This window comes from Nocardia sp. NPDC060249, assembly GCF_042728755.1.
Lineage (GTDB): Bacteria > Actinomycetota > Actinomycetes > Mycobacteriales > Mycobacteriaceae > Nocardia.
On record NZ_JBHXAQ010000009.1, the window covers coordinates 134184 to 157883 of the forward strand.

General features: G+C 68.1%; 22 protein-coding genes. 8 read left to right on the forward strand and 14 right to left on the reverse strand.

What is annotated here, in order from left to right; all coding sequences use genetic code 11:
• Positions 1–84 precede the first annotated feature (84 nt).
• The 5 genes from ACFWFP_RS26850 to ACFWFP_RS26870 form a co-directional block, all read right to left on the reverse strand.
• Positions 85–1080 (reverse strand): sulfate/molybdate ABC transporter ATP-binding protein, encoded by a 996-nt coding sequence (locus tag ACFWFP_RS26850; protein WP_379225005.1) that lies wholly within the window; start codon positions 1078–1080, stop codon positions 85–87.
• On the reverse strand, positions 1077–1883 hold the full coding sequence (gene cysW, locus ACFWFP_RS26855) for a sulfate ABC transporter permease subunit CysW (protein ID WP_378927607.1): 807 nt from the start codon (positions 1881–1883) through the stop codon (positions 1077–1079). The genes ACFWFP_RS26850 and cysW overlap by 4 nt, the downstream gene beginning before the upstream one ends.
• On the reverse strand, positions 1880–2731 hold the full coding sequence (gene cysT, locus ACFWFP_RS26860; protein WP_379299571.1) for a sulfate ABC transporter permease subunit CysT: 852 nt from the start codon (positions 2729–2731) through the stop codon (positions 1880–1882). The genes cysW and cysT overlap by 4 nt, the downstream gene beginning before the upstream one ends.
• 92 nt (positions 2732–2823) lie before the next feature.
• The gene (locus ACFWFP_RS26865; protein WP_379299480.1) at positions 2824–3876 is read right to left on the reverse strand and encodes a sulfate ABC transporter substrate-binding protein; all 1053 of its coding nucleotides are present in this window, start codon (positions 3874–3876) and stop codon (positions 2824–2826) included.
• 209 nt (positions 3877–4085) lie between these two features.
• Positions 4086–4175 carry an Ms4533A family Cys-rich leader peptide gene (locus ACFWFP_RS26870; protein WP_019045829.1) on the reverse strand — a complete coding sequence of 30 codons (90 nt, stop codon included), beginning with the start codon at positions 4173–4175 and terminating at the stop codon, positions 4086–4088.
• Between the two features lie 74 nt (positions 4176–4249).
• Here ACFWFP_RS26870 and ACFWFP_RS26875 point away from each other — a divergent pair, with 74 nt between their 5' ends.
• A complete protein-coding gene (locus ACFWFP_RS26875) occupies positions 4250–5299 on the forward strand; it encodes a M48 family metallopeptidase (RefSeq protein WP_379299482.1) in 1050 nt (349 codons plus the stop codon).
• A gap of 111 nt (positions 5300–5410) precedes the next feature.
• On the opposite strand, the gene ACFWFP_RS26880 is transcribed toward ACFWFP_RS26875, so the two are convergent.
• Positions 5411–5647, reverse strand: a complete 237-nt coding sequence (locus tag ACFWFP_RS26880) for a hypothetical protein (protein ID WP_379299484.1) — start codon at positions 5645–5647, stop codon at positions 5411–5413.
• Between the two features lie 140 nt (positions 5648–5787).
• On the opposite strand from ACFWFP_RS26880, the gene ACFWFP_RS26885 reads away from it, so the two are divergent.
• Positions 5788–7755 carry a glycoside hydrolase family 15 protein gene (locus ACFWFP_RS26885; protein WP_379299486.1) on the forward strand — a complete coding sequence of 656 codons (1968 nt, stop codon included), beginning with the start codon at positions 5788–5790 and terminating at the stop codon, positions 7753–7755.
• A gap of 63 nt (positions 7756–7818) precedes the next feature.
• Here ACFWFP_RS26885 and ACFWFP_RS26890 read toward each other — a convergent pair whose 3' ends face one another.
• Together ACFWFP_RS26890 and ACFWFP_RS26895 are read right to left on the reverse strand one after the other, a co-directional pair.
• Positions 7819–9624: a hypothetical protein gene (locus tag ACFWFP_RS26890; RefSeq protein WP_379299488.1), complete on the reverse strand. Its 1806-nt coding sequence runs from the start codon at positions 9622–9624 to the stop codon at positions 7819–7821.
• 44 nt (positions 9625–9668) lie between these two features.
• Positions 9669–11735 carry a hypothetical protein gene (locus tag ACFWFP_RS26895; RefSeq protein ID WP_379299490.1) on the reverse strand — a complete coding sequence of 689 codons (2067 nt, stop codon included), beginning with the start codon at positions 11733–11735 and terminating at the stop codon, positions 9669–9671.
• A 284-nt stretch (positions 11736–12019) separates the two neighbouring features.
• Between ACFWFP_RS26895 and ACFWFP_RS26900 the strand changes: the two genes are divergently transcribed.
• From ACFWFP_RS26900 to ACFWFP_RS26910, 3 genes are read left to right on the forward strand one after another with little or no spacing between them, the layout of a single operon-like run.
• Positions 12020–12439 carry a hypothetical protein gene (locus ACFWFP_RS26900; RefSeq protein WP_379299492.1) on the forward strand — a complete coding sequence of 140 codons (420 nt, stop codon included), beginning with the start codon at positions 12020–12022 and terminating at the stop codon, positions 12437–12439.
• Between the two features lie 35 nt (positions 12440–12474).
• Entirely contained in the window at positions 12475–13167 is a 693-nt protein-coding gene (locus ACFWFP_RS26905) for a response regulator transcription factor (protein WP_379299494.1), read from the forward strand.
• The gene (locus tag ACFWFP_RS26910) at positions 13164–14450 is read left to right on the forward strand and encodes an ATP-binding protein (protein ID WP_379299496.1); all 1287 of its coding nucleotides are present in this window, start codon (positions 13164–13166) and stop codon (positions 14448–14450) included. The genes ACFWFP_RS26905 and ACFWFP_RS26910 overlap by 4 nt, the downstream gene beginning before the upstream one ends.
• 19 nt (positions 14451–14469) lie before the next feature.
• Here ACFWFP_RS26910 and lepA read toward each other — a convergent pair whose 3' ends face one another.
• Positions 14470–16344: a translation elongation factor 4 gene (gene lepA / locus ACFWFP_RS26915; protein ID WP_379299498.1), complete on the reverse strand. Its 1875-nt coding sequence runs from the start codon at positions 16342–16344 to the stop codon at positions 14470–14472.
• A gap of 169 nt (positions 16345–16513) precedes the next feature.
• Here lepA and ACFWFP_RS26920 point away from each other — a divergent pair, with 169 nt between their 5' ends.
• Positions 16514–17065 carry a type II toxin-antitoxin system PemK/MazF family toxin gene (locus ACFWFP_RS26920; RefSeq protein ID WP_379299500.1) on the forward strand — a complete coding sequence of 184 codons (552 nt, stop codon included), beginning with the start codon at positions 16514–16516 and terminating at the stop codon, positions 17063–17065.
• A gap of 55 nt (positions 17066–17120) precedes the next feature.
• On the opposite strand, the gene ACFWFP_RS26925 is transcribed toward ACFWFP_RS26920, so the two are convergent.
• The 4 genes from ACFWFP_RS26925 to ACFWFP_RS26940 all read right to left on the reverse strand — a co-directional run bounded on the left by ACFWFP_RS26925 (position 17121) and on the right by ACFWFP_RS26940 (position 21410).
• The gene (locus ACFWFP_RS26925; RefSeq protein WP_379299502.1) at positions 17121–17897 is read right to left on the reverse strand and encodes an aquaporin; all 777 of its coding nucleotides are present in this window, start codon (positions 17895–17897) and stop codon (positions 17121–17123) included.
• Positions 17898–17963: 66 nt separating this feature from the next.
• A complete protein-coding gene (locus ACFWFP_RS26930) occupies positions 17964–18806 on the reverse strand; it encodes a transglutaminase domain-containing protein (protein ID WP_379299504.1) in 843 nt (280 codons plus the stop codon).
• Positions 18803–19780, reverse strand: coding sequence for an alpha-E domain-containing protein (locus ACFWFP_RS26935; RefSeq protein WP_379299506.1), 978 nt, complete (start codon positions 19778–19780; stop codon positions 18803–18805). The genes ACFWFP_RS26930 and ACFWFP_RS26935 overlap by 4 nt, the downstream gene beginning before the upstream one ends.
• Positions 19781–19784: 4 nt before the next feature.
• A complete protein-coding gene (locus ACFWFP_RS26940) occupies positions 19785–21410 on the reverse strand; it encodes a circularly permuted type 2 ATP-grasp protein (RefSeq protein ID WP_379299573.1) in 1626 nt (541 codons plus the stop codon).
• A gap of 309 nt (positions 21411–21719) precedes the next feature.
• Between ACFWFP_RS26940 and rpsT the strand changes: the two genes are divergently transcribed.
• A complete protein-coding gene (gene rpsT, locus ACFWFP_RS26945; RefSeq protein ID WP_056821462.1) occupies positions 21720–21980 on the forward strand; it encodes a 30S ribosomal protein S20 in 261 nt (86 codons plus the stop codon).
• A gap of 110 nt (positions 21981–22090) precedes the next feature.
• Positions 22091–22345, forward strand: coding sequence for a hypothetical protein (locus ACFWFP_RS26950; RefSeq protein ID WP_378637424.1), 255 nt, complete (start codon positions 22091–22093; stop codon positions 22343–22345).
• On the opposite strand, the gene ACFWFP_RS26955 is transcribed toward ACFWFP_RS26950, so the two are convergent.
• On the reverse strand, positions 22346–23545 hold the full coding sequence (locus tag ACFWFP_RS26955; protein ID WP_379299508.1) for an LCP family protein: 1200 nt from the start codon (positions 23543–23545) through the stop codon (positions 22346–22348).
• Positions 23546–23700: the final 155 nt, after the last annotated feature.

A 23700-nucleotide genomic window follows, 5' to 3' on the forward strand; every position in this document is an offset into this window, starting at 1 on the left:
CGCTCGCGTCCCCCCGGCGAACACCTCGACAACGACCGGGGCCCCGCGACAGGTGTCGCGGGGCCCCGGTCGTTGCTGGGTGGATCAGGACAGCGGAAGGTCCGGGATCCGGGTGGCGCGGGCGTACACCGTCTCGCCCTCGGTCAGGTGCAGCGCCGCGGCATCACCGCGGGTGACCTGGGCGGCGAACTGGTCGCCGGTCGCGGCATTGCGCAGTTCCAGACGCACCTCGAAACCGAGACGCACGATCCGCTCGACCGTGGCCCTGGTGACGCCCGCCGATTCGGCGGTGCCCTCGTGTTCGGCCATCGCCATGCTCGGATCGCGCCCGACGCGGATGTCGTGCGGGCGGACCAGGTGGCCGTTGAGCCGGGCGACCGCGCCGAGGAACGACATCACGAACTCGTTGGCGGGCCGGTCGTAGACCTCCTCGGGCGAACCGACCTGCTCGATGCGGCCCTTGTTCATCACCGCGATCCGGTCGGCCACATCCAGGGCTTCCTCCTGGTCGTGGGTGACCAGGACGGTGGTCACGTGGACCTCGTCGTGCAACCTGCGCAGCCACTGCCGCAGATCGGTGCGCACCTTGGCGTCGAGCGCGCCGAACGGCTCGTCCAGCAGCAGCACCTGCGGGTCGACGGCCAGTGCCCGGGCCAGTGCCATGCGCTGGCGCTGACCGCCGGACAGCTGCGCCGGGTACCGGTGCTGGAAACCGTCGAGGCCGACGATGCCGAGCAGCTCGTCGACGCGCTTGTCGATCTCCTTCTTCGGCCGCTTGCGGATGGTCAAGCCGAAGGCGACGTTGTCGCGCACGGTCATGTGCTTGAACGCGGCGTAGTGCTGGAACACGAAGCCGATATCGCGCTTCTGCGGCGCCACGTGGGTGACGTCGTTGCCCGCGATCACCACCACGCCCGAGTCGAGGGATTCGAGGCCGGCGATCGAGCGCAGCAGCGTCGACTTGCCCGAGCCCGACGGGCCGAGCAGGGCGGTGAGCTGGCCTGCGGGAATATCGATGCTGACATCGTCAAGGGCGGCGAAGGAACCGTAGTTCTTGCGCGCGTTGGTCACGGTGATCATTCGGTGCCCCGCTTGCGTTCGAGGAGAGTCATCAGGAGAAGGACGATCAGCGCCATACCCATCAGCAGGGTGGCCGCGCTGTAGGCGCCGAAGGTGTTGTGGTCGTTGATATAACGGCCGTGCACCAGCAGGGTGAGCGTCTGGGATCTGCCGGGCAGCGCCGTGGAGACCATGATCACCGCGCCGAATTCGCCCAGCGCGCGGGCCACGGTGAGCACGACGCCGTAGGTCAGGCCCCAGCGGATGGCGGGCAGAGTGATACGCCAGAAGGTCTGCCAGCGCGATGCGCCGAGGGTGGCCGCGGCCTGCTCCTGATCGTCACCGATCTCGTGCAGCACCGGCTCCACCTCGCGCACCACGAACGGCAGTGTGACGAAGATGGTCGCGATCACCATGCCGGGCAGGCTGAAGATCACCTTGAAGCCGAGTGATTCCAGCCCGCCGAACCAGCCACCCGCACCCCACAGCAGGATCAGCGACACACCGACGACGACCGGCGACACCGCGAACGGCAGGTCGACGATGCCCTGCATCAGGCTGCGGCCGGGGAACTTGCTGCGGACCAGCGCCAGCGCCGTCACCACACCGAAGACCACGTTCAGCGGCACCACGATGAGCACGATGATCATCGACAGCTGGAAAGCCGAGATGGCCGCGGGCGTGGTGATCGAGTCGATGAACGCGCCGATCCCCCGTTCGAACGTGCGCAGCAGGATGATCACCAGCGGCAGCACCAGCAGGATCAGCAGGTAACCCAGCGCGACCGTGCGCAGTGAGATCCTGGTGAACGCGGACAGTTTCATCGAGCCGCCTCTTCCTTGCGCGAGGTGCGTTCGGCGAGGATCCGCAGCACGAGCAGGCTGACGAACGAGATCGCCAGTAGTACCACCGACACCGCGGCCGCGTTGATCGGCCGGTCGACCTCGATCTGCTGCTGGATGTACTGCGAGGTCATCTGGGTCTCGCGCGGGATGTTGCCACCGATCAGCACCACCGAGCCGTACTCACCGATCGCCCTGGCGAAGGCGAGTCCGCCGCCGGAGATGATCGCCGGGGCCAGCGTGGGCAGCACGATGCGGCGGAAGGTGACCCAGTTGCTCGCGCCCAGCGACAGCGACGCCTGCTCCACTTCCTTGTCGACCTCGATCAGCACCGGCTGCACCGAACGCACCACGAACGGCAGGGTGACGAAGGCCAGCGCGACGATCAGGCCGGGCTGACTGGCATTGAGGTGGACATCGATCGGACTGTTCGGGCCGTAGAGCGAGAGCAGCACGATCGAGGCCACGATCGTCGGCAGCGCGAACGGCAGATCGATCAGCGCGTTGACGATGCCCTTGCCGGGGAACTCGTCACGCACCAGCACCCAGGCGATGAGGGTGCCCATCACGACATTGATCACGGCGACGATCACCGAGACGCCGACCGTGATGCGCAGCGAGTCGAGCGCCGCGGGCGCGGTGACCGCGTCCCAGAAGCCCGACCAGCCGTCCTCGAAGGAGCTCACGGTGAGCGCCGCCAGCGGCAGCAGCACGATGATGCTGAGCCACAGCACGGCGACGCCGATGCCGAACGGACCCACCGACCCGGTGACGCGCAGCCAGGCCCAGCGAGGTCCGCGCGAGGTCGGCGGCTTCTTGTCCAGTTTCACGGCGCCGCCGGGATCGGAGCTGTCCCCGGTCCCGGCGGGCCCACTGCTGTCAGTCACAGTTGTCCAGTATCGCGTGTGAGCCGGGTCACGGCCTACTTGGTGGCCTTGTCGTAGATGACGGCGACCTTGCCGGTGCCCTGCGCGAACAGATCCTTGTCGACGGCCTTCCAGCCACCGAGGTCATCGATGGTCCACAGCTTGGCCGGGGTCGGGAAGTCCTTGGCGAACTCGGCGGCGACCTTCGGATCGACCGGACGGAAGCCGGCCTGTGCCCACGCCTTCTGGCCCTCGGCGGTGAAGAGGAAGTCGCGGAACGCGGTGGCCTTGGCCAGGTTCTTGGAGTTCTTCAGCACCGCGACCGGGTTCTCGATCTTGAAGGTGACCGGCGGGTTGATGTGCTCGATCGGGTCGCCGTTGCGCTCGGCGAAGATGGCCTCGTTCTCGTAGCTCAGCAGCACGTCGCCGGTGCCCTGCAGGAAGGTCTCGGTGGCTTCACGGCCCGACTTGGGCTGCACCTTCACGTGCTCGGGCGAGACCAGCTGCGACAGGTAGTCCAGACCGGCCTGCTGGTTCTTGCCGCCGTCGCTCTTGGCGGCGTAGGGCGCGAGCAGGTTCCACTTGGCCGAGCCCGAGCTGAACGGGTTCGGGGTGACGACCTCGACGCCCGGCTTCAGCAGGTCGTCCCAGTCCTTGATGCCCTTGGGGTTGCCCTTGCGCACCACCAGGGTGACGACCGAGCCGAAGGGGATGCCCTTGGTGGCGTCGGCGTTCCAGGTGGATTCGACCAGACCGGCGTCGACCAGTCGGGTGATGTCGGGTTCGACGGAGAAGTTCACGACGTCGGCCTCGGCGCCGTCCTTGACCTTGCGCGACTGATCGCCCGAGGCGCCGTACGAGGCCTGGACCTGCACACCCTTGCCCGCGTCGGTCTTGTTGAACTCGGGCACGACCTTGTCGAAGCCCGGCTTCGGGACCGCGTAGGCGTAGAGGTTGAGGGTGCCCCCGCTGCCGTCGGCCACGGTAGCGCCGCCGTCGGTCGAGTCGCTGGCGCCACCGCCGCAGGCGGTCAGCGCGACCGCGGCGACAGCAGTGACAGCGATGGCGGCGGCGCGGCGGCGCGAGCCGATCCAGGTGTTGCGAGACATCGGGGTGAACCTTTCGGGAAAGGACCTGCGGCGCAACGACTTTCGTGGCGGCAGGGAAGATCGTGTCGATCGGTAGACCTGCCGTACGTGGATATACGACAGTTGGCGCGACTCGGGCCCGATGGCCCCCGGAGTTACGGACTACGACTGCGAAGGAAAGCGCGCGCCAGTCTACTGGGCAAGAACGCGCAGACGAGTCCGGTGGCCGATCATCGACAGAGGATGTCCGCGACCGCGAGGTTGCCGACAGCGATCAACGCCAACTCATGGCGGATCTGCGGGGCGACACTCGACGACACAGGCAGACTGTAGCAGATTGCGCCATGATGATCGCAATCGACGAGAGTTCTCTAACCAGGGGGGATTTCATCCTATGACCATGGCTCCAGACCGGGTTCGCACGCGTTTGCCGGAGATCAGCACGCGCGCTTGGGAACACCCGGCCGACCGCACCGCGCTCGTGGCACTGCGCTCACTGAGCGGCTTCGACACGGTGCTGCGGGCGCTGTCGGGATTGTTGCGGGAGCGTCAGCACCGGTTGCTGTATCTGGCGACCGCCGTGCGGGTCGACGATCGGCAGTTCCGCACGCTGCACCAGTTGCGCGCGGACTGCGTCGGCGTACTCGACGCGCAGTCCACGCCGGAGATGTTCGTGCTCCAGGATCCGTCGGTGAACGCGTTCACCATCGGGATGGACAAGCCGTTCATCGTGCTCACCACCGGCCTGCTCGAACTGATGGACACCGAGGAACTGCGGTTCGTGGTCGGCCATGAACTCGGTCACGCGCTGTCCGGGCACGCGGTGTATCGCACGATGCTCATGCACCTGATGCGGCTGTCGGCCTCGGTCGGCTGGATGCCGGTCGGCGGCTGGGCACTGCGGGCGATCGTGGCGGCGCTGATGGAGTGGAGCCGCAAGTCGGAGCTGTCCGGCGACCGGGCGGGGCTGCTGTGCTGCCAGGACGTGGAGGCGTCGGTGCGCGTGCACATGAAGACCGCGGGTGGCGCGTGGCTGCACGAGATGAACCACGGCGCGTTCCTCGACCAGGCCGACGATTACCTGCGCTCGGGTGACCTGCGCGACGGCGTGCTCAAGCTGCTCAACCTGGAGCTGCAGTCGCACCCGTTCTCGGTGCTGCGGGCGGCCGAGTTGCGCCGCTGGATCCAGTCCGGCGAGTACGAGCGGGTGCTCGGCGGCAGCTACCCGCGTCGCGAGCAGGACAAGAACGCGCGCATCAGCGACGAGGTCAAGGAGGCGACCCGCCACTACCGCGAGTCGTTCGACCAGTCCGAGGACCTGCTGGTCCGTACGGTGCGTGACCTGGGCCGCGACGTGGGCTCGGCGGTGAACACGGTGGGTCAGGAAGTCGGCCGCACGGTATCGGACCTGGGCAAACGTTTCGACGACTGGCGCAAGAACTAGCGGCTGGGTCGGCGCGGGCTGATGCTCGCGCCGGCTACCGCGTGAAGAACCACGCGATGACGACCAGGACCAGCAGGGCGATGAGCGCGAGCTGAACGCGAGAACGTGGCATCAGCGGGCACCGCTGCCGACGGTCGGGCGTTCGGCGAGAGCGACCGGCATCGGCGGTTCGGCGCGATCGTCGCGGCGCAGCACGCGGAACGCCATGCGCAGGCTCCGGTCGAGCAGGAAGGCGATGGCGAAGCTGATCGGGACCATGCCGACCAGCACCACGAGAAACTGCGGAATGAAGGGCAGCCCGGCTACCCAGAGTTCGAAGCCGTCCCACCAACCTGCGATGCGTTGCACGCCGTCCAGCCTAGTCGGTCTCCGTGGGCACCCTCGCCGTCCGCATGGGCGCGGGCGAATTCCCGGCCGCGACCGGCCGATCCGCCGAGATCGCCGCCCGCAGCGGTGGACGCGCGCCCGCACCGCCGTGATGATGGGGTATGGAGTCTTCCAGCGCTGACAGCCTGCCGATTCTGAGTCCGGTCTCCTCCAGCGGCCGTCGCGGCGCGTTTCCCCCGATCGACGACTACGCCTTCCTGTCCGACTGTGAGACCAACTGCCTGATCGCCAGCAGTGGTTCGGTGGAGTGGATGTGTGTGCCACGCCCCGACTCCCCCAGCGTTTTCGGCGCGATCCTCGACCGCAGCGCCGGGCACTTCCGGATCGGCCCCTACGGCAAGAACGTGCCCGCGGCGCGGCGGTATCTGCCCGGCGGGATGATCCTGGAAACCACCTGGCAGACCGAAACCGGTTGGCTGATCGTGCGCGACGCGCTGGTGCTGGGCCCGTGGCACAACAACATCGCCCGGTCCAAGACGCACCGGCGGACCCCGATGGATTGGGATGCCGAACACATGCTGCTGCGCACGGTCAAGTGTGTGAGCGGCACGGTCGAACTGGAAATGAGTTGCCAGCCCTCCTTCGACTACCACCAGGGCGGGGCGAAATGGGAGTACACCGGCAAGGTCTACGAGCAGGCGACCGCGCGGGCGTCGAGCGATCCCGAGGCCGGGCCGTCGCTGGTTCTCACCACCGACCTACGGCTCGGCCTGGAGGGCAGGGAGGCGCGGGCCCGCACCAGGATGGCCGAAGGCGACCAGGTGTTCGTCGCGCTGACCTGGTCGGAACTGCCCGCGCCCACCACCTTCGACGACGCGGCCCAGAAGATGTGGGCGACCGCCGAATGCTGGCGGCGCTGGATCACCCAGGGCGACTTCCCCGATCATCCGTGGCGGAGCTATCTGCAGCGCAGCGCGCTCACGCTGAAGGGGCTCACCTACGCGCCGACCGGTGCGCTGCTCGCCGCCTCGACCACCTCGCTTCCGGAAACCCCTGGTGGAGAACGTAACTGGGACTACCGCTACACCTGGGTGCGGGACGCGAGTTTCGCGCTGTGGGGCCTGTACACCCTCGGACTCGACCGCGAGGCCAACGACTTCTTCGCCTTCCTCGACGACGTCACCACCGGCGAGAACGGGGACGCGCTCCCCCTGCAGGTGCTCTACGGAATCGGCGGCGAACGCCACATCACCGAGTACGAGCTGCCGAATCTGTCCGGCTACGACGGCGCGCGCCCGGTCCGCGTCGGCAACGCCGCCTACGACCAGGACCAGCACGACATCTGGGGCACCATGCTCGACGCGGTGTACCTGCACGTGAAATCGCGCGGGCAGGTGCCGGAATCGCTGTGGCCGCTGCTCGAACGCACCGTGCACGCGGCGATCGCGAACTGGCGCAAACCCGATCGCGGGATCTGGGAGGTTCGCGGCGAACCGCAGGACTTCACCTCGTCGAAGGTGATGTGCTGGGTGGCGCTGGATCGCGGTGCCCGGCTGGCGGAGTTGCACGGCCAGCACGAGCGTGCGGCCGAGTGGTTCGAGGTCGCCGAGGAGATTCGCGACGACGTCCTCGAATTCGGTGTCAGCCCGGAGGGCGTCTTCACCCAGACCTATGGCGGCGACACGCTCGATGCCTCGCTGCTACTGGTGGTGCTGACCCGTTTCCTGCCGCCCGAGGATCCGCGTATTCGCGCCACGGTGCTCGCCATCGCCGAACATCTCACCGTCAACGGACTGGTGCTGCGCTACCGCACCGAGACCACCGACGACGGCTTGGAAGGCGAGGAGGGCACCTTCACGATCTGCTCGTTCTGGCTGGTCTCGGCTCTGGTGGAGATCGGCGAACTCGAACGGGCCACCAATCTGTGTGAGCGGCTGCTCGGAATGGCCAGCCCGCTGCGCCTCTACGCCGAGGAGATCGACTCACGCACCGGGCGCCATCTGGGCAACTTCCCGCAGGCCTTCACCCACTTGGCGCTGATCAACGCCGTGACCCACGTGATCCGGGCCGAGGACCAGCGCAACGCGGGTCAGTTCCAGCCCGCGCACGCACCTTCGCAGCGATCATGAGCGCGGGTGGCCGAAGCCGTCGCCCGGGGCCGGACAAGGGCGCTTCTGCCCACCGGCGTCTGCTCAGTAGACGAGGCGTTCGGCGCGGTCTCGAAGGCCCGCCACCGTCCGCAGGCCCGCGTCTATCTCGGTGATACGCAGTTCCCGGTGGTCGCCGTAGCGCAGGCCCGTTTCCTCGGCGGCGCGCAGGGCCTCGTCGGCCGTGCGGCCCACTTCGGCGGCGATCTCGGTGTAGTGGTCGCGCAGCACGCGCTGCAGGGAGCGCAGGCGGTTGCGCGATTCCTTGCCCACCTGGAAGATCACGTCGTCGGCCAGCCGTGCCACCGCCACCTTCGCCTCGGCTTGTCTGCGCTGCTTGCGGGTACGGCGTTCGTCCCACACGGCGTTCACACCGAGCAGTACGCCCGCGCCCGCCGAGTACCAGTTGACCAGCGCCATACCGAAGAACAGGCTGGTGGCCAGACCGACCATCAGGATGCCGCCGTAGGAGCCACGCAGCGCGGTGAGCAACTGCTGTCCCACACCCGCTTTGGCACTTTCGAGGGGTTCCAGCGGCTGCACCGGCTCGAGCACCTCGCCGGGATTGGTCAGCCGCAGTTCGGGCAGCGGCGGAGTCCGGTTGTCGGGCGGGAATTTCGAGGCCACCTGCTCGGTGAGTTCGACGGCGCGATAGTGCGCCATCACGAAGTTCTCCTCGACCGCCTCACAGATCCGCGCGTCCAGTTCGGAGGCGAAATCGGACCACTTGCGGGCGGGGTCGGTGCGGGTGATCTCGGCCTCGGCCTCGCGGACCAGCGTGCGTAACCGATGGCGCAGATCGTGTTCGATGTCGGCGCTGAGCTCGGAGCTGCCGTCGACGAGGGTGACCTGCCAGGTGGCGGTGCGCTGTCGCAGCTGATCGGCGGTGGTGCGCGCGGCGGCCAGGCGCTGGGTGATCTCGGCGCGCCTGCGCGGGTCGCGCAGCGTGTCCGACTCGGCCCGCAGGGTGACGGTGAGCTGGTCGGTGATCAGCGCGATATCGCGCACCGCGGCCGCCACGGCCACCGAATCGGCCTGGGCGACAACATATTCCCGCAGGTGATCGATGAGCTGGGGCACGCCCGACTCGGCGTCGCGCTGCTGGTCGCCGCGCTCGGCGGCCTCTCGATGCAGCAGACCGGAGACGGGAGCCACCGCGAAGTTCAGCCCGGCACCGTCGAGCAGCGCGCGATTGCGCCGCTGGGTGAGCGACCAGTGCGGGTTGCGGTCGATCTTGGTGAGCACGCAGACCACCGACGGGCACACCCGCTCGACCCGGCGCAGGTAGTCCAGCTGCGCCTCGGTGAGCTCGGCGGCGGAGTCGGCGGCGTAGAGGACGACATCGGCGGCGGCGATCATCGACCAGGCGGCCGTCTCGTGCGCGGTCGAACCGGGCGCGTCCATCACGACGAGACCGTCGGCCAGCAGCCCACTCGGCTCGGCGAACTCGGCGCGCAACACACCGAGCGCGGTCAGGGCGGGAAGTGGATTCAGCGGGTCGACGGGCACCCGTTCGACCCGGCCACCCGGCGCCGATTTCACCAGCGTCGCCTTCGGCGCCTGGCCGTATTCGACGATCACCGGAACACTCGGCTTGCCCTCGGTGGCACTGACCGGCGACCCGACCATGCTGTTGACCAGCGTGCTCATCCCCGCCTGCGGTTCACCGACGACGACGATCCGGACCCGCGGATCGCTGAGCCTGGCCCGCACCATGCCGAGACGGGCATCGAGGTCGTTGCGTCCGCCCGAGCGGACCAGTTCCCGCAGTTCGTCGACCAGCGCGACAACGGGAGCCATCACATCCGGATGCTTCACCGTCGCGGTCTGCAGTCCGGCTGCGGCAGACACCTGTTCCTCACTCTCGTCACGTCGACACGGCCGAAATCGTCGTGTCAGACCACGAAGTCATACCCATGGTGCTCGATGGGAAACGCGGCAGCGAGCACATCGCCGCCACCCATGCCCGTATCGAACAATCCGGCCGAAACGCCATGGTAGCCGCTGTCGTGCTGGTCGAACTCGGCGGCGATCGGCTTGGTCTCGATGACCGGGGGTTTTACCGGCACGACGGTCGGCTGCACGGTGACCGGCGGCGGGGTGACGATCGTCGGCGGGTCGATGTCGACGGTCGGCTGCTTGGTGGGCGGATCGATGGTCGGCTGCTTCGTCGGCGCCGTCGGCTGCTGGGTGGGCACCGACGCGCTCGGGTGCGGGGTGGTCTGGCTGGGCACATCGACGGTCGGCGTGCTCCCACCGGTCGAGGGGGTCGTCACGCCGCCGGTGCTGGTCCCCGGCTTGGTGGTGAAGTCGTCGTCGGGAGTGGTCGGCTTGGTCGGTCCGGTCGAGCCGGTGTGGCCGGTCGACGGCACGGTGATCGGCACCTTGGTGACGTCGGGCGTGGTCGGGGCCGTGACCGTGGGCACCTTCACCGTCGTCGGGGTGTCGAGTTCGACCGTGGGGACCTTGGAGGGAACCGTCACCGGCACGGTCGTCGGGGTCTGGCTGCCACCGGAGACTTCGGGCAGCACAACGGGTTTCGTCGGGGTAGCCGGGGTGAACAGCGCGGGCACCGAGGCCGCGGGCGCGGTCAGCGGCGAAACGGCTTGGTGGCCGAACACATTCGCGATCGGGGTGGTGGCCACGTCGGGCTGGATGGTGGTCTGCAACGGCGTGCTGATCACGGGGTTGACCGCGACCGGCGCGGGCGCGACGGGGGCGACCGGCGCGGGCACGGGGGCGATCGGGGCCGGAGCGTGCGCGGGAGCCGCGGCGAACGGTGTCGCCGGCGCAGGCGTGGGGGCCGCGATGGCGGGGGCGGGGGCCGCGAGCGCCGGGGCGGGCGCAGCGGTGCCGGGCAGGGCGACGCCCGACGAGGACGAACCGGGCAGTCCGGGAGCGCCCGACGACGAGTTGCCCAGACCGGTTCCGCCGGACGAGGAGGTGCCGAGGCCGGACCCGGCCGGTGTGGCGCCTGCCGGGTCGCCGGGAACCTTCAGCCCGTCACCGAGCCACTGGCCGTAGTCGTCGAGCTGATCGCCGACCTGACCGACCTGCACGTCGACCTTCATCTGCGAGGTGGCCCACACGCCGTCGAGCCCGACGTGGACGTCGACCTGCCAGTCGGTGGTCACCATCGCGCCGACGCCGTCGAACATGCCACCGATACCGTCGAACGCGCCGTCGAGGTTGCCGATCCCGTCGAATATGCCGCCGGCGTTGGCACCGGCCGAATCGCCACCGGGCAAACCGACGCTGTCGTAGCCGGGGATGCCGAACCCGTTGCCGGGCAGACCGTCGTAGCCCGGAATGCCGATGCCACCGCCCGGCAGACCGTCGAAACCGGGCAGACAGTTGCCGACGCCGGGCAGGTCGAAACCGGGAAGATCGCCATGACCTGGCAGACCTTCGAAACCGGGCAGGTCGAAGCCGGGGTCCGGGGTGGTGCCGGGTAGTGGGTTCGGGGTGTCGTGGTATCCCGGTCCGGCCGGCGTGTGCCCGTAGCCCGGGATGCCGATGCCGCTGGACGGCTCGTCGCTGCCGGGGATCCGGAATTCACGATCACCGTCGGAGCCGGGAATCTCAGGGCGCCGGGCGGATTCGTCCGTCGCCGCGACCAGCGAGACGTCAGGCTTCGGCGGCGCGAAGTGCGGTGTGTGCGGCACCACAGGGGCAGGCGGGGGCTCGACGGCCAAGTCGGGGAAGGTCACGATCGGGCTCGGTGCGTCCGGGCTCGGGTCGGTGCTGCCGGTCTGCTGCGACCAGCCCGCGTACCGGCTGTCGGCATTGCTGGTACCCGGCTCGCGCGTGGTCCCGTTGGCCGCGACCAGCGCGCCACCGGTGACATAGGCGCCGGCCCTGGCCACCCGGGCCACGCCGTTGGCGATCCGGTAGGCCGTGTCCGACCCCTCCGGCCCTTCTGCGCGCGCGGCACCGTCATCGAAAGGCAGATCACCCGTCATCAAAGCTCCAACACTCGCATCGCTGTGGTTCCCCACCACAAACAGCGGCGAAGTGAGGCCCATCCAACACTATTTCCCGGACATCGGCCTGTCATTTCGTGCAGGCCGGTTGGTACCCGCTCACCTTATGGCGAGCAACATCTTTCGGCGAGCCCGGGGAAGCAGGGGCGCGCACGATCCCCAGAGAACTCTAACGATTGCTCAACGGAGCATGAAGGTCGGCGTCCTAGCGTCGGTGCGGTCGACCGAGAAGGTCGGTGAAACGCACAGTCAGGAGCCTGATCATGACCGCACTCTCCCCCCGTCACCGCGTCAAGGCCGCCGCACTACTCGGCGGTGCCGCCGTGATCACCGCCACGGTGACGGGCGTCGCGTCCGCCGATCCGGGCCAGCGCCCCGACGACGGCCGGGCAACCACGATCATCTGCACCGCGCCGGGCGGTGGGGACGTTCCCGGATTGCCTCCGTTGCCCGCCGAGCCCGGAGTCCATGTCGAACGCGCTGTTCCCGGTGGGCCCGGCCGGATCCACATCGAGCGCACCGCGCCGGGGACCCCCGCACCGTCGGTGGACGGACCTGTGGAATGTCAGCGGATCCACGCCGATGGTGAGCGGACCATCGTCCCCGCGCCCGGCGGCTTCGCCGAAGCCGTCCCGGCGCCGGAAACCGGTTCTGCCGACGCTCAGCCCGCACGACCGTTCTGACCAGCGCGAACAGCGGAAAACACTAGGGTGAGTGCATGACGGGACAGCAGATCTTGGTCGTCGACGACGAGGTCCGCGTGCTCGCGTCGCTGCGGCGCGGCCTGGAGCTCTCGGGCTTCGAGGTGATCACCGCGCCCGACGGCGCCCGCGCACTCTCCCTGGTGGGAACCGCCGCGCCCGACGCCATGGTGCTCGACGTGAACATGCCCGAGCTCGACGGCGTGGGGGTGGTCACCGCCCTGCGCGCGATGGGCAACGACATCCCCATCTGTGTACTCAGCGCGCGCAGCGCGGTCACCGACCGGATCGCCGCGCTCGAGCGTGGTGCCGACGACTACCTGACCAAGCCGTTCGATCTGGGCGAGCTGGTCGCTCGGCTGCACGCGCTGTTGCGACGCAGACCGGTCGCCGCCGCCTCGCCGGCCAACACGATCCAGGTCGGCGAGGTGGTGATCGATCTGACCGGGCATCGGGTGCACGCGGGGCCTGCGCCGGTCGACCTCACCAAACGGGAGTTCGAGCTGCTCGCGATGCTGGCCCGCAATGCCGGGATCGTGCTCGGGCGCGAGCAGATCCTGTCGACCGTCTGGGGTTACGACTTCAGCACCGACACCAATGTGGTCGATGTGTTCGTCTCGTATCTGCGGCGCAAGCTGGAGGCCGACGGTGTCGCGCGGGTGGTGCACACCGTGCGCGGGGTCGGGTTCGTGCTGCGGGATCAGCCGTGAAGGCCTCGTGGTCGCTGCGGGTCCGGGTCGCGGTGGTGTCGGCGGCGGTGGCCGCGCTGGTCGCGGTCACCCTCGGACTGACCTATGCCGCGCTGCTGAAAGTAGCGGGCACGAGCCAGCTCGATCAGACCGTGTCCAGCATGCGGGTGCAGATCGCGCAGCGCTACGACGGTGCGCCCGCGCAGCCACCCGAACTGCAGCCACCCTGGACCCCGGTTCCGTTGCCCACCACCGGGATACCGCGTGAGCGCACCATCGTGGTCCCCGGTACCCCACCCGATGACGCGCTCGCCCAGGTCCAGGGCGTCCCGGGGATGCTGGTCCGGCTCGATCCCGATCGCGAACTCGTCGACGCCGCCATCACCCGCAGCCAGCTGATCGGCCTCGGCATCGGGGTGGCCGGGGTGATCGTCGCCGCCGTATTGGGGTGGGTGCTGGCCGGATTCGCCGCCCGCCCGTTGCGCAGGCTCGCCACCGCCACCCACGAGATCGACACCCTCGACGAGTTGCCGCCGCTCTCGGGACGCGGCGCCAAGGAGGCCGAGGAACTCTCCGACGCGATCAACCGGATGCTGGCGCGCCTCGAGACCGCGCACGGCGAGACCCGCCGGGCACTGGCCGGTGCCCGCGACTTCGCTGCCGTGTGCGCCCACGAACTCCGCACTCCGCTCACCGCCATGCGCACCGACCTGCAGGTGCTGTCCGGCACCGAATTGCCCGCCGACCAGCGCGGCGCCGTCCTCGCCGATGTGCTGGCCGCCGAGGGCCAGATCGAGCGCACCCTCACCGATCTCGAACGTCTCGCCGTCGGCGAGCTCACCGATCACGGCGCGTTCGAACCGTTCGAGCTGTGCGAGACCCTCGATCGCGCGGTGCAGAACGCACGCCGCGCGAATCCCGGCGTCGACATCTCACTCACCGCCTGCGATCCGGTCCCGGTACACGGGTTGCCCGGCGGGATCATGCTGATCGTGACCAATGCGGTCGCCAACGCGGTCCTGCACGGGCACGCCACCGAAGTCACCGTCGCCGCACGGGCCACCGGCACCGGCGCCGAGATCACCATCGACGACAACGGCACGGGCATTCCGGAGCACCTGTCCCCCACCGCTTTCGACCGCTTCGCCAAACGTCCCGGCTCCCCCGGCTCCGGACTCGGCCTCGCGCTGGTTCGCCAGCAGGCCGAATTGCATTCCGGCACCGCCGAACTCGTCGACAGCCCGCTGGGCGGTGTCCGTCTGCGGGTGGAAATAGCTCAGGCGCCGGTGAACACCGGCGCCTGAGCGTGGTTCTGGAACTCGCCTACTTCTTGGGCTTGTCCGAATCCGAGGACAGCGCCGCCACGAAAGCTTCCTGGGGGACCTCCACGCGACCGATGGTCTTCATGCGCTTCTTGCCCTCCTTCTGCTTCTCGAGGAGCTTGCGCTTACGGCTGATATCGCCGCCGTAGCACTTGGCCAGCACGTCCTTGCGGATCGCCCGGATGTTCTCGCGGGCAATGATCTTCGCGCCGATCGCGGCCTGGATCGGCACCTCGAACTGCTGACGCGGGATCAACTCGCGCAGCTTGGTCGTCATCTTGTGCCCGTAGCCCTGCGCCGCGTCGCGGTGCACGATCGCGCTGAACGCGTCGACGGCCTCACCCTGCAGCAGGATGTCGACCTTCACCAGATCGGCTTCCTGCTCGCCCGCCTCTTCGTAATCGAGGCTGGCGTAGCCGCGGGTGCGCGACTTCAGCAGGTCGAAGAAGTCGAAGATGATCTCGGCCATCGGCATGGTGTAGCGCAGCTCGACGCGGGTCTCGGACAGGTAGTCCATACCGCCCAGCTCGCCGCGACGCTGCTGGCACAGCTCCATGATCGAGCCGATGAACTCACTCGGCGAGATGACGGTGCACTTCACGATGGGTTCGTACACGTGCCGCGACTTGCCCTCCGGCCAGTACGACGGATTGGTGACGACGTGTTCGCTGCCGTCCTCCATCTCCACCCGGTACACCACGTTGGGCGCGGTGGAGATGAGTTCGAGACCGAACTCGCGCTGCAACCGCTCGCGGGTGATCTCCATGTGCAGCAGCCCGAGGAAGCCACAGCGGAAGCCGAAGCCCAGCGCCACCGAGGTCTCCGGCTCATAGGTGAGCGCGGCATCGTTGAGCTGCAGCTTGTCCAGCGCGTCACGCAGATCCGGATAGTCGGAGCCGTCGACCGGGTACAGACCCGAGTAGACCATCGGTCGCGGCTCGCGGTAGCCGGTGAGCGCTTCGGTGGCGCCGTTGCGGGCGCTGGTGACGGTATCGCCGACCTTCGACTGGCGCACGTCCTTCACGCCGGTGATCAGATAGCCGACCTCGCCGACGCCCAGACCCTGGGTGGCCTTGGGTTCGGGCGAGACGATGCCGACTTCCAGCAGCTCGTGGGTGGCGCCGGTCGACATCATCTTGATCTTCTCGCGCGGCGAGATCTTGCCGTCGACCACGCGGATGTAGGTGACCACGCCACGGTAGGTGTCATAGACCGAGTCGAAGATCATCGCGCGGGCCGGTGCGTCGGCGTCGCCCACGGGGGCGGGGACGGCCTCGATCACCTTGTCCAGCAGTTCGGTCACGCCGACGCCGGTCTTGCCCGAGACCCGCAGCACATCGCCGGGGTCGCAGCCGACGATGTGGGCCAGCTCGGCGGCGTAGCGATCGGGATCCGCGGCGGGCAGGTCGATCTTGTTCAGCACGGGAATGATCGTGAGATCCTTCTCCAGCGCCAGATACAGGTTCGCCAGTGTCTGCGCCTCGATGCCCTGGGCGGCGTCGACCAGCAGGATCGCTCCCTCACAGGCCTCGAGCGCGCGGGAGACCTCGTAGGTGAAGTCGACGTGGCCCGGGGTGTCGATCAGGTGCAGGACGTAGTCGGTGCCGTCGACCTGCCACGGCAACCGCACGTTCTGCGCCTTGATCGTGATGCCGCGCTCACGCTCGATGTCCATCCGGTCCAGGTACTGGGCACGCATGGCCCGCTCCTCGACCACACCGGTCAGCTGCAACATCCGATCGGCCAGGGTCGACTTGCCATGGTCGATGTGGGCGATGATGCAGAAGTTCCGGATCCGGGACGGATCGGTGAACGTCGTATCGGCAAAACTGGAAGCCACTCCACTCCTCGCGGGGTATAGGCGAACTGCGCCCATCGTCCCATGCGCCCAGCTACTCCACTCGCACCGGTGCACCCGACCGCAAGTAGACGACACATTTCGCCCAGCTACTCCACTCGCACCGGTGCACCCGACCGCGTCATTCCTGCGAGCCCGGGCCCTGTCACCGGTGCACCGAAGTGCGAGTCGGCGTTATATTTCACAGATGGCCAGCAGTTGGAACAGTCTCGGCAAGCAGCTCGGCGTCATCGCCAAGGAGCAGGGGCCCAAAATCGTGCGCAAGCAGGGGCCACGACTGCTCGAGAAGCTGGTGGACGCACTGGCGGCCAAGCCGGGACCCGCCGTCGCGGTGCGCCCGACGGCCTCGACCCCCGTGCCGACCGCGCATCGCGCCCGCCAGATCGTCTACTGCCCGCAGCTCGACGGGCGCGCCGACCCCGGGGAGATCGTGTGGACCTGGGTGCCGTTCGAGGAAGACCCGACCAATGGCAAGGACCGGCCGGTGCTGGTGGTCGGGCGCGATCGCAAGACCCTGCTCGGACTGATGCTGTCGTCGAAGGCCGACCGCGCCCACGACCGCAACTGGGTGGGCATCGGCGCCGGTCCGTGGGACCACGACGGCAGGCCGAGCTGGGTGCGGTTGGACCGGGTACTCGACGTGCCGGAGGACGGCATCCGGCGCGAGGGCGCGATCGTCGAGCGCAAGACCTTCGACCTGGTCGCGCACCGATTGGTAGCCGAATACAGCTGGAGCTGAACGACAATCGAACCCCGACCCGGAGACCTCCGGATCGGGGTTCGACGGTTCGCAGCTAGGAGTGCACGTCCTTGGACCGGCCGAAGATCAGGCCGTAGAGCAGTGCGCCCAGCGCCCCGCCGATCAGCGGGAAGACGATGAACGCCCATATCTGCCCCATCGCCCCGTCCTGATACGGCGCGACGCCCAGGCTGCGCGCCGGGTTCACCGAGGTGTTGTCGATCGGCAGCGAGACCAGATAGATCACCGTGAGTGTGACGCCGATCGAGAGCCCGGCCAGCGGCACGTCGGAGATCTGATCGGTCGAGGCCAGCACCACGAACACCAGCAGCGCGGTGAGCATCACCTCGATGATGATGGTGGCCGCCAGGCCGTATCCGTTCTGCACCACCACATCACCGAGCGGACCGGTCACCGCCGACGGGCTGTGCGCACCCCAGCCGTTGGCGCCGAGACCGTCGACCGGGCGATCGTAGGCGGGCAGATTGTTGGCCAACGCGAACACCACCAGTCCGGCGAGGAACGCGCCGACCACCTGGGCGATCACATAGCCGACCGCGCCGATCGCACTGATCCGCCCGAGCAGCATGTGCCCGAGCGTGACAGCCGGGTTGACATGGCAGCCCGAGATCGGCCCGATCGCGTAGACCAGAAACAGCAGCGACAGTCCGAAGGCGAAGGCGACACCGAGCGGGCCCACCCGATCACCCGCCAGCACCATCGTGCCGACGCCACAGACCACGAGGACGAAGGTGCCGAGCGCCTCGGCCGCCCACTTCTTCGGCTCCGGGACGACTTCGAGTTCGACGAGTTCCTGTGCAGTGGGAGACATCGGCCGCCACCTCTCCGGGAGGAATCAACCCCGCGGCGAGCGGGGTCCGCACGAGCCTCTCGGACACTACGCGAGCCGGGTGACCTCCACAACGACCTCCAGATCCGTCGAGCCGCCGCCGGAGAACACGCCTTTCAACGGCGGCACATCGGCGTAGTCACGACCGACGCCGACCGACACGTGCTGCTCGTTGACGGCGAGATTGTTGGTCGGGTCGTACCCCCACCACTGCCCGGTCCACGCCTCGATCCACGCGTGCGACTGGCCCGCCACCGTCTCGCCGATCGCCGCGCCCGGCTTCGGATGCAGGTAGCCGGACACATAGCGGCTGGGAATTCCCATGCTGCGCAACAACACCAGCGTCAGGTGGGCGTAGTCCTGGCACACGCCGCGACGTTCGGCGAAAGCCTGCAGCGCCGAGGTGTGCACCGACGTCGTGCCCGCGATGTAGTCCATCTCCTTGTGCACCCACTCGGCCGCGCGCACCACCGCCTTGGCCGGTTCCTCACCGCGCGAGAGCTGACGCGCCACGGTCGACAATTTGCGATCGCGCGGCACATACGCGGTGGGACTGAGCATTTCGTCGAAGCGGTCGATCACCCGCCCGCCCTGCAGTTCGTCCCAGCTCAATTCCTCGGAGGGCTCGGCGAACGGTTCGGTCTCGACCACCGAGGACCCGGTCACCTCGAGTTCGGTATGCGGTGCGTGCAGGTCGAAAGCCGTGACCGCGGTGCCCCAGTAGTCGGTGTAACGATAAGCCCTTGTGGCGGGCACGGTTTCGACGCGATTGAGGATCACGTTCTGCCTGCTGTCGGCGCGCGGGGTGAGCCTGGCCTCGTTGAACGAGCGCGTCACCGGCGCGTCGTAGACATAACCGGTGGTGTGCACCACCCTGATCCGCCAACTCATAGCTCTCCCTCTACCTGCACGCGGCTGTCCTGCTTGCTGCGCACGTCGGTCCACGCCACCCACGGGGCGGCGTGAAAGTACTGGCGTGACACGGCTTCACTGAGCTCACGGCACGATTTCTGCAGAGCGAGCAAGCGACTCTGCAGATCTTCCAACAACACTCCCGGCGACAGGAATTCGAGTTCGCTGCGGGCGCGGCCGAGCACTCGTTGCGCCTCGTGCCGCGCGCCCACCCGGCTGCCCGGCCGCTGATCGAGTTCGGTCAGGCAGTCCTCGGCGACCCGCAGGGTATGGAACACCGATCGCGGGAACAGGCGGTCGATCAGGATGAACTCGGCGACCCTGGCGGCGTCGAGGGCGCCGCGATGGGTGCGCAGGTAAGTGTCGTGCGCGCCCGCCGAGCGCAGCACCGTCACCCAGGCGGGCGAGGAGGTCTTGTCGCCGGCGCGCGAGAGCAGCAGGCGCACCATCATGTCCACGCGTTCGATGGAGCGCCCCAGCAGCAGGAAGCGGTAGCCGTCGTCGCGACTCAGGGTGGAGTCGGTCAATCCGGTGAACATCGCCGCCCGGCCCTTGATGTAGGAGAAGAACTCGTGCGGGCCGAGGCCACGTGCCGCCCGCTCGGCCGCGGCCATGCCGTTGTAGGTGGCATTGAGGCACTCCCACATCTCGCTCGAGGTGACTTCGCGTGCGCCGCGGGCGTTCTCGCGGGCCTTGGTGATGGAGTCGCTGATCGAGACGCCGTGGTCGTGGCTGTAGGCGACGAGATCGGTGACCGACCACACGTCGAGGCGAAGGCCCTCGGGCGGTTCGATCCCGAGCACCTTCAGCAGCACGCGAGAGGTGCGGTCCGCGTCGACGGTGGCGTCTTCGAGCAGTTGGTGCACTGCCACGTCCAGGATGCGCGCTGTGTCGTCGGCGCGCTCGACGTATCGGCCGATCCAGTAGAGGGATTCGGCGTTTCGCGCAAGCATGTCTCTATTCCCCGATCAACCGCTGTGTCTGCTGTTGTTGCTGCTGTTGCTGATTGGCCTGCGGCGTGCTGAGTTCGCGGCCGAGCTCGAACGAATCCGCCTGCGGCGGTTCACTGACCAGTTCGGGTCCGGCCAGTTCGCGGTCGACCGATCCCGCGCGCCCGGCCAGCACCCAGGTGTCCTTGCTGCCACCACCCTGACTCGAGTTCACCACCAGCGAGCCCTCCGGCAGCGCGACCCGGGTGAGACCGCCGGGCAGCACCCAGATGTCGTCCCCGTCGTTGACCGCGAACGGCCGCAGGTCCACGTGGCGAGGCGCGAGATCGTCGCCGATCTTGGTCGGCACCGTCGAGAGCTGCACCACGGGCTGCGCGATCCAGCCCCGCGGGTCGGCCTTGATCTTGCGCTTGATCGTCTCCAACTCGCGCGGCGAGGCGTCGGGCCCGATCACGATGCCGTACCCGCCGGAACCCTCGACCGGTTTGACCACCAGTTCACCGACCCGGTCGAGCACCTCCTCGCGTTCGTCGTCGAGCCAGCAGCGGAAGGTGTCGACATTGGGCAGGATCGGCTTCTCGCCGAGGTAGTACTCGATGATCTTGGGCACGTAGGTGTAGATGAGCTTGTCGTCGCCGACACCGTTGCCGACCGCGCTCGAGATCACCACGTTGCCCGCGCGGGCGGCATTGAGCACGCCGGCGACGCCGAGCACGGAGTCGGGGCGAAAGTGCATCGGGTCGAGGAAGGTGTCGTCGATGCGCCGGTAGATCACGTCCACCTGACGCTCCCCCGCGGTCGTGCGCATGTAGACGACATTGTCGCGGCAGAACAGGTCGCGACCCTCCACCAGTTCGACACCCATCTGCCTGGCCAGCAGCGAATGCTCGAAGTAGGCGGAGTTGTGCACGCCCGGCGTGAGCACGACGACGGTCGGGTCGACCTCGTTGGGCGCCGCCGAGGCCCGCAGCGCGCGCAGCAGGTGGCCCGGATAGTCGCCCACCGCGCGCACCCGGTGCGAGGAGAACAGATCGGGGAAGACCCGGGCCATCGTGCGCCGGTTCTCCATCACATAGGACACCCCCGACGGCGAGCGCAGATTGTCCTCCAGCACCCGGAAATCGCCCTTCTCGTCGCGGACCAGGTCGATGCCGGAGACGTGGATGCGCACGCCGTTGGGTGGGACCAGCCCGGCGGCCTCGCGGTGGAAGTGCTCGCACGAGGTGACCAGCCGCTTGGGGATCACCTGATCACGCAGGATGTTCTGCTCGCCGTAGACGTCGGCCAGGAACAGCTCCATCGCGGTGACCCGCTGTTTGATGCCGCGTTCGAGCTTGGCCCACTCCGCGGCGGCGATCACCCGCGGCACCAGATCCAGCGGGAACGGGCGCTCCTGGCCCGACAGGGAGAAGGTGATGCCCTGGTCGATGAACGCGCGGTCCAGCGCGTCCGATCGTTTGGCCAGGTCATCGACGTCATTGGCGGCCATCGCGGCGTGGATGCCCTTGTAGGGCGCCCGTACCTTTCCCGACGCGTCGAACATCTCGTCGAACGCGTCGGCAAAGCGGCCGGGGCCGTATCCCTCGAACAATCCGGCGTGGGTGGCTGCCGGATGGCCGTTCGTTCTCACCATCGCCGGTGATGCAGATCGAGCCGTACTCGGCGCAGTGGTGGAGGTCATGACAAAAACTGTGCATCACCCGGCAGCAGGGTCGTGTGTGACACAGGTAAATTCTTTGCATCACCTGAATCGGGTGAAATCGGCGTCGGCGCCCCGGTCGACCGGATGGAGGGCCGATTTCGCCGGGGGATGTCGAGCTGGTAACCTCGATCTTCGGCGCGGTGTTACCCGTAGTTCAGCACCATCTGCTGCATCGTGGGCGCGCGCCCGACGAGCTTTCAAGGAATACCACCCAGCGACAGGAAACCAGAGGATACAGGCGTGGCCAACATCAAGTCCCAGATGAAGCGGATCCGTACCAACGAGGAAGCGCGCAAGCGCAACCAGTCGGTCAAGTCCGCGCTGCGCACCGCGATCCGCAACTTCCGTGAAGCTGCCTCCAGCGGTGACAAGGAAAAGGCTGCTGAGCAGCTGCAGTTCGCGAGCCGCAAGCTCGACAAGGCCGCGTCCAAGGGCGTCATCCACGCCAACCAGGCGGCCAACAAGAAGTCCGCGCTCGCGCTGGCTCTGAACAAGATCTGATCGACGGCGAGCCTGGTGCTCGCTGGTAGTACTTCGCAAGACGCAGCCGCCGTGGCCTCGATGACCACGGCGGCTTTTGTCGTTCCCTTCCACCGGCTACCATTCGCGCCATGTTGACGGTGTACGCGAATCAGACGGTGGTACGAGGCGACGACCTGGCCGAGGTGATCCGCGCGGCGGAGATCCTGGGTATCGGTCTCAAGGTCGAAAATGTGATGGTGCCCGACGAGGACGGTGGCTACGGCGCCGCGTGGATCGTCACCCGTGAGGACGAGGTTCCCCTCTACGACGAGTGGGAGGGCCGCTACGACGACCTCGACGACGACGAGGATGTGGACGTCTCGCTGGTCGTCGCCGGCGAGTAGTCAGTTCACGCAGGGCACCTGACCCGAGGTGATGTCGCTGCGGACCGGCTTGCCCGCGTCGGGAGTCTTCGGCTCCGACGTGGTCGTGCTGGTCTGCCACGCGCCCGCCGTCGACTCCGACGACCAGGCGGCCGGCGGTTCCGTACGTTGCCCGGTGCGTTTGGCCGTGGTGGAGGCCGGGACCGGCATGCCGAAGGCCACCGCCATCTCGCGGCGGATCGCGGACCGGTCGACGATGTTCACGTCCTGGCCGTTGATCACGTCGTAGCGCAGCACCGGCAGGGTGCGGAATTCGACCTCGGGATCGTCGGCGGCGCCCAGGGTGCGGACGAATTCGGTCATGTTCCAGCCGTCCGACAGCACGATATTGTGATGCGCCACATCCATCAGCGCCGACAGCTTGCCCGGGTCGGTGAGGGTGCCCGCGCTGCGGAGCTGGCGAGCCACCGAGGTCAGGAACGCCTGCTGACGGTGGGTGCGGTCCAGGTCGCCGTTCTCGAGCCCGTGCCGTTGCCGGACGAAGGCCAGCGCCTGTGCCGGATTCAGCTGTTGGCGACCTGCGGGAAAATCGGCGCCGGAGAACTCGGAGTCCTGCACCGGCTTGTTCAAACACACTTCCACGCCGCCCAGCGCGGCGGCCAGATCGTAGAAGCCCGCCAGGGTCACCTCGGCGAACCTGTCGATCGGCACCCCCGTCAGATCCCGGACCGCGGCGACGGTCGAGGCCCGTCCCGCCTCCCGGCCCGCCTGTTCCAGCTTTCGCTGATCGGTGATGCCCCGCGCGATCAGCTGATCCTGCACGGCCGCCTTCTTCAACCCGTACGCCTCCTTGATCTTGGCGTGGGTGTAACCGGGGATCCCGGTGACCGGCACATAGTCGTCCCGGGGTATCGACACCGCGACGATCTTGTTCATCGCGGCCGGAATGTGCACCAGGATCAGGGTATTGGCGTTGTATCCGCCTTCGTCACCGTCGCCCGCGTGCAGTTGATCGAGGACCTCGGCCGGTAGCTCGTTGCCGTTGTGATCGCGCCGGGTGTCCAGCCCGATCAGCAGGATGTTGAGATCGCCCCCGAGTGAATGCGGTGCGTCGTCACCGATCGCCCGCGACCGCAGGAACCCCGCATCGAAGCTCCCCGCCGTCGACCACCCATACGCCGTGACCACCACCACCGCGGCCGACAGCACCGCCGCGACCACCTTCACCACCTGCCGCGCTACCCGCCCCGCCGATCCCCGACCGCGTCGACCGCGCCCGCCTCGTCCATCCCGGCTACCACTCGGCTCAACCATCTCATGATCAACTGTGCCAGCCGTAAGAGCGACCGGACATCGCGATTGCATCCCGATTGGAT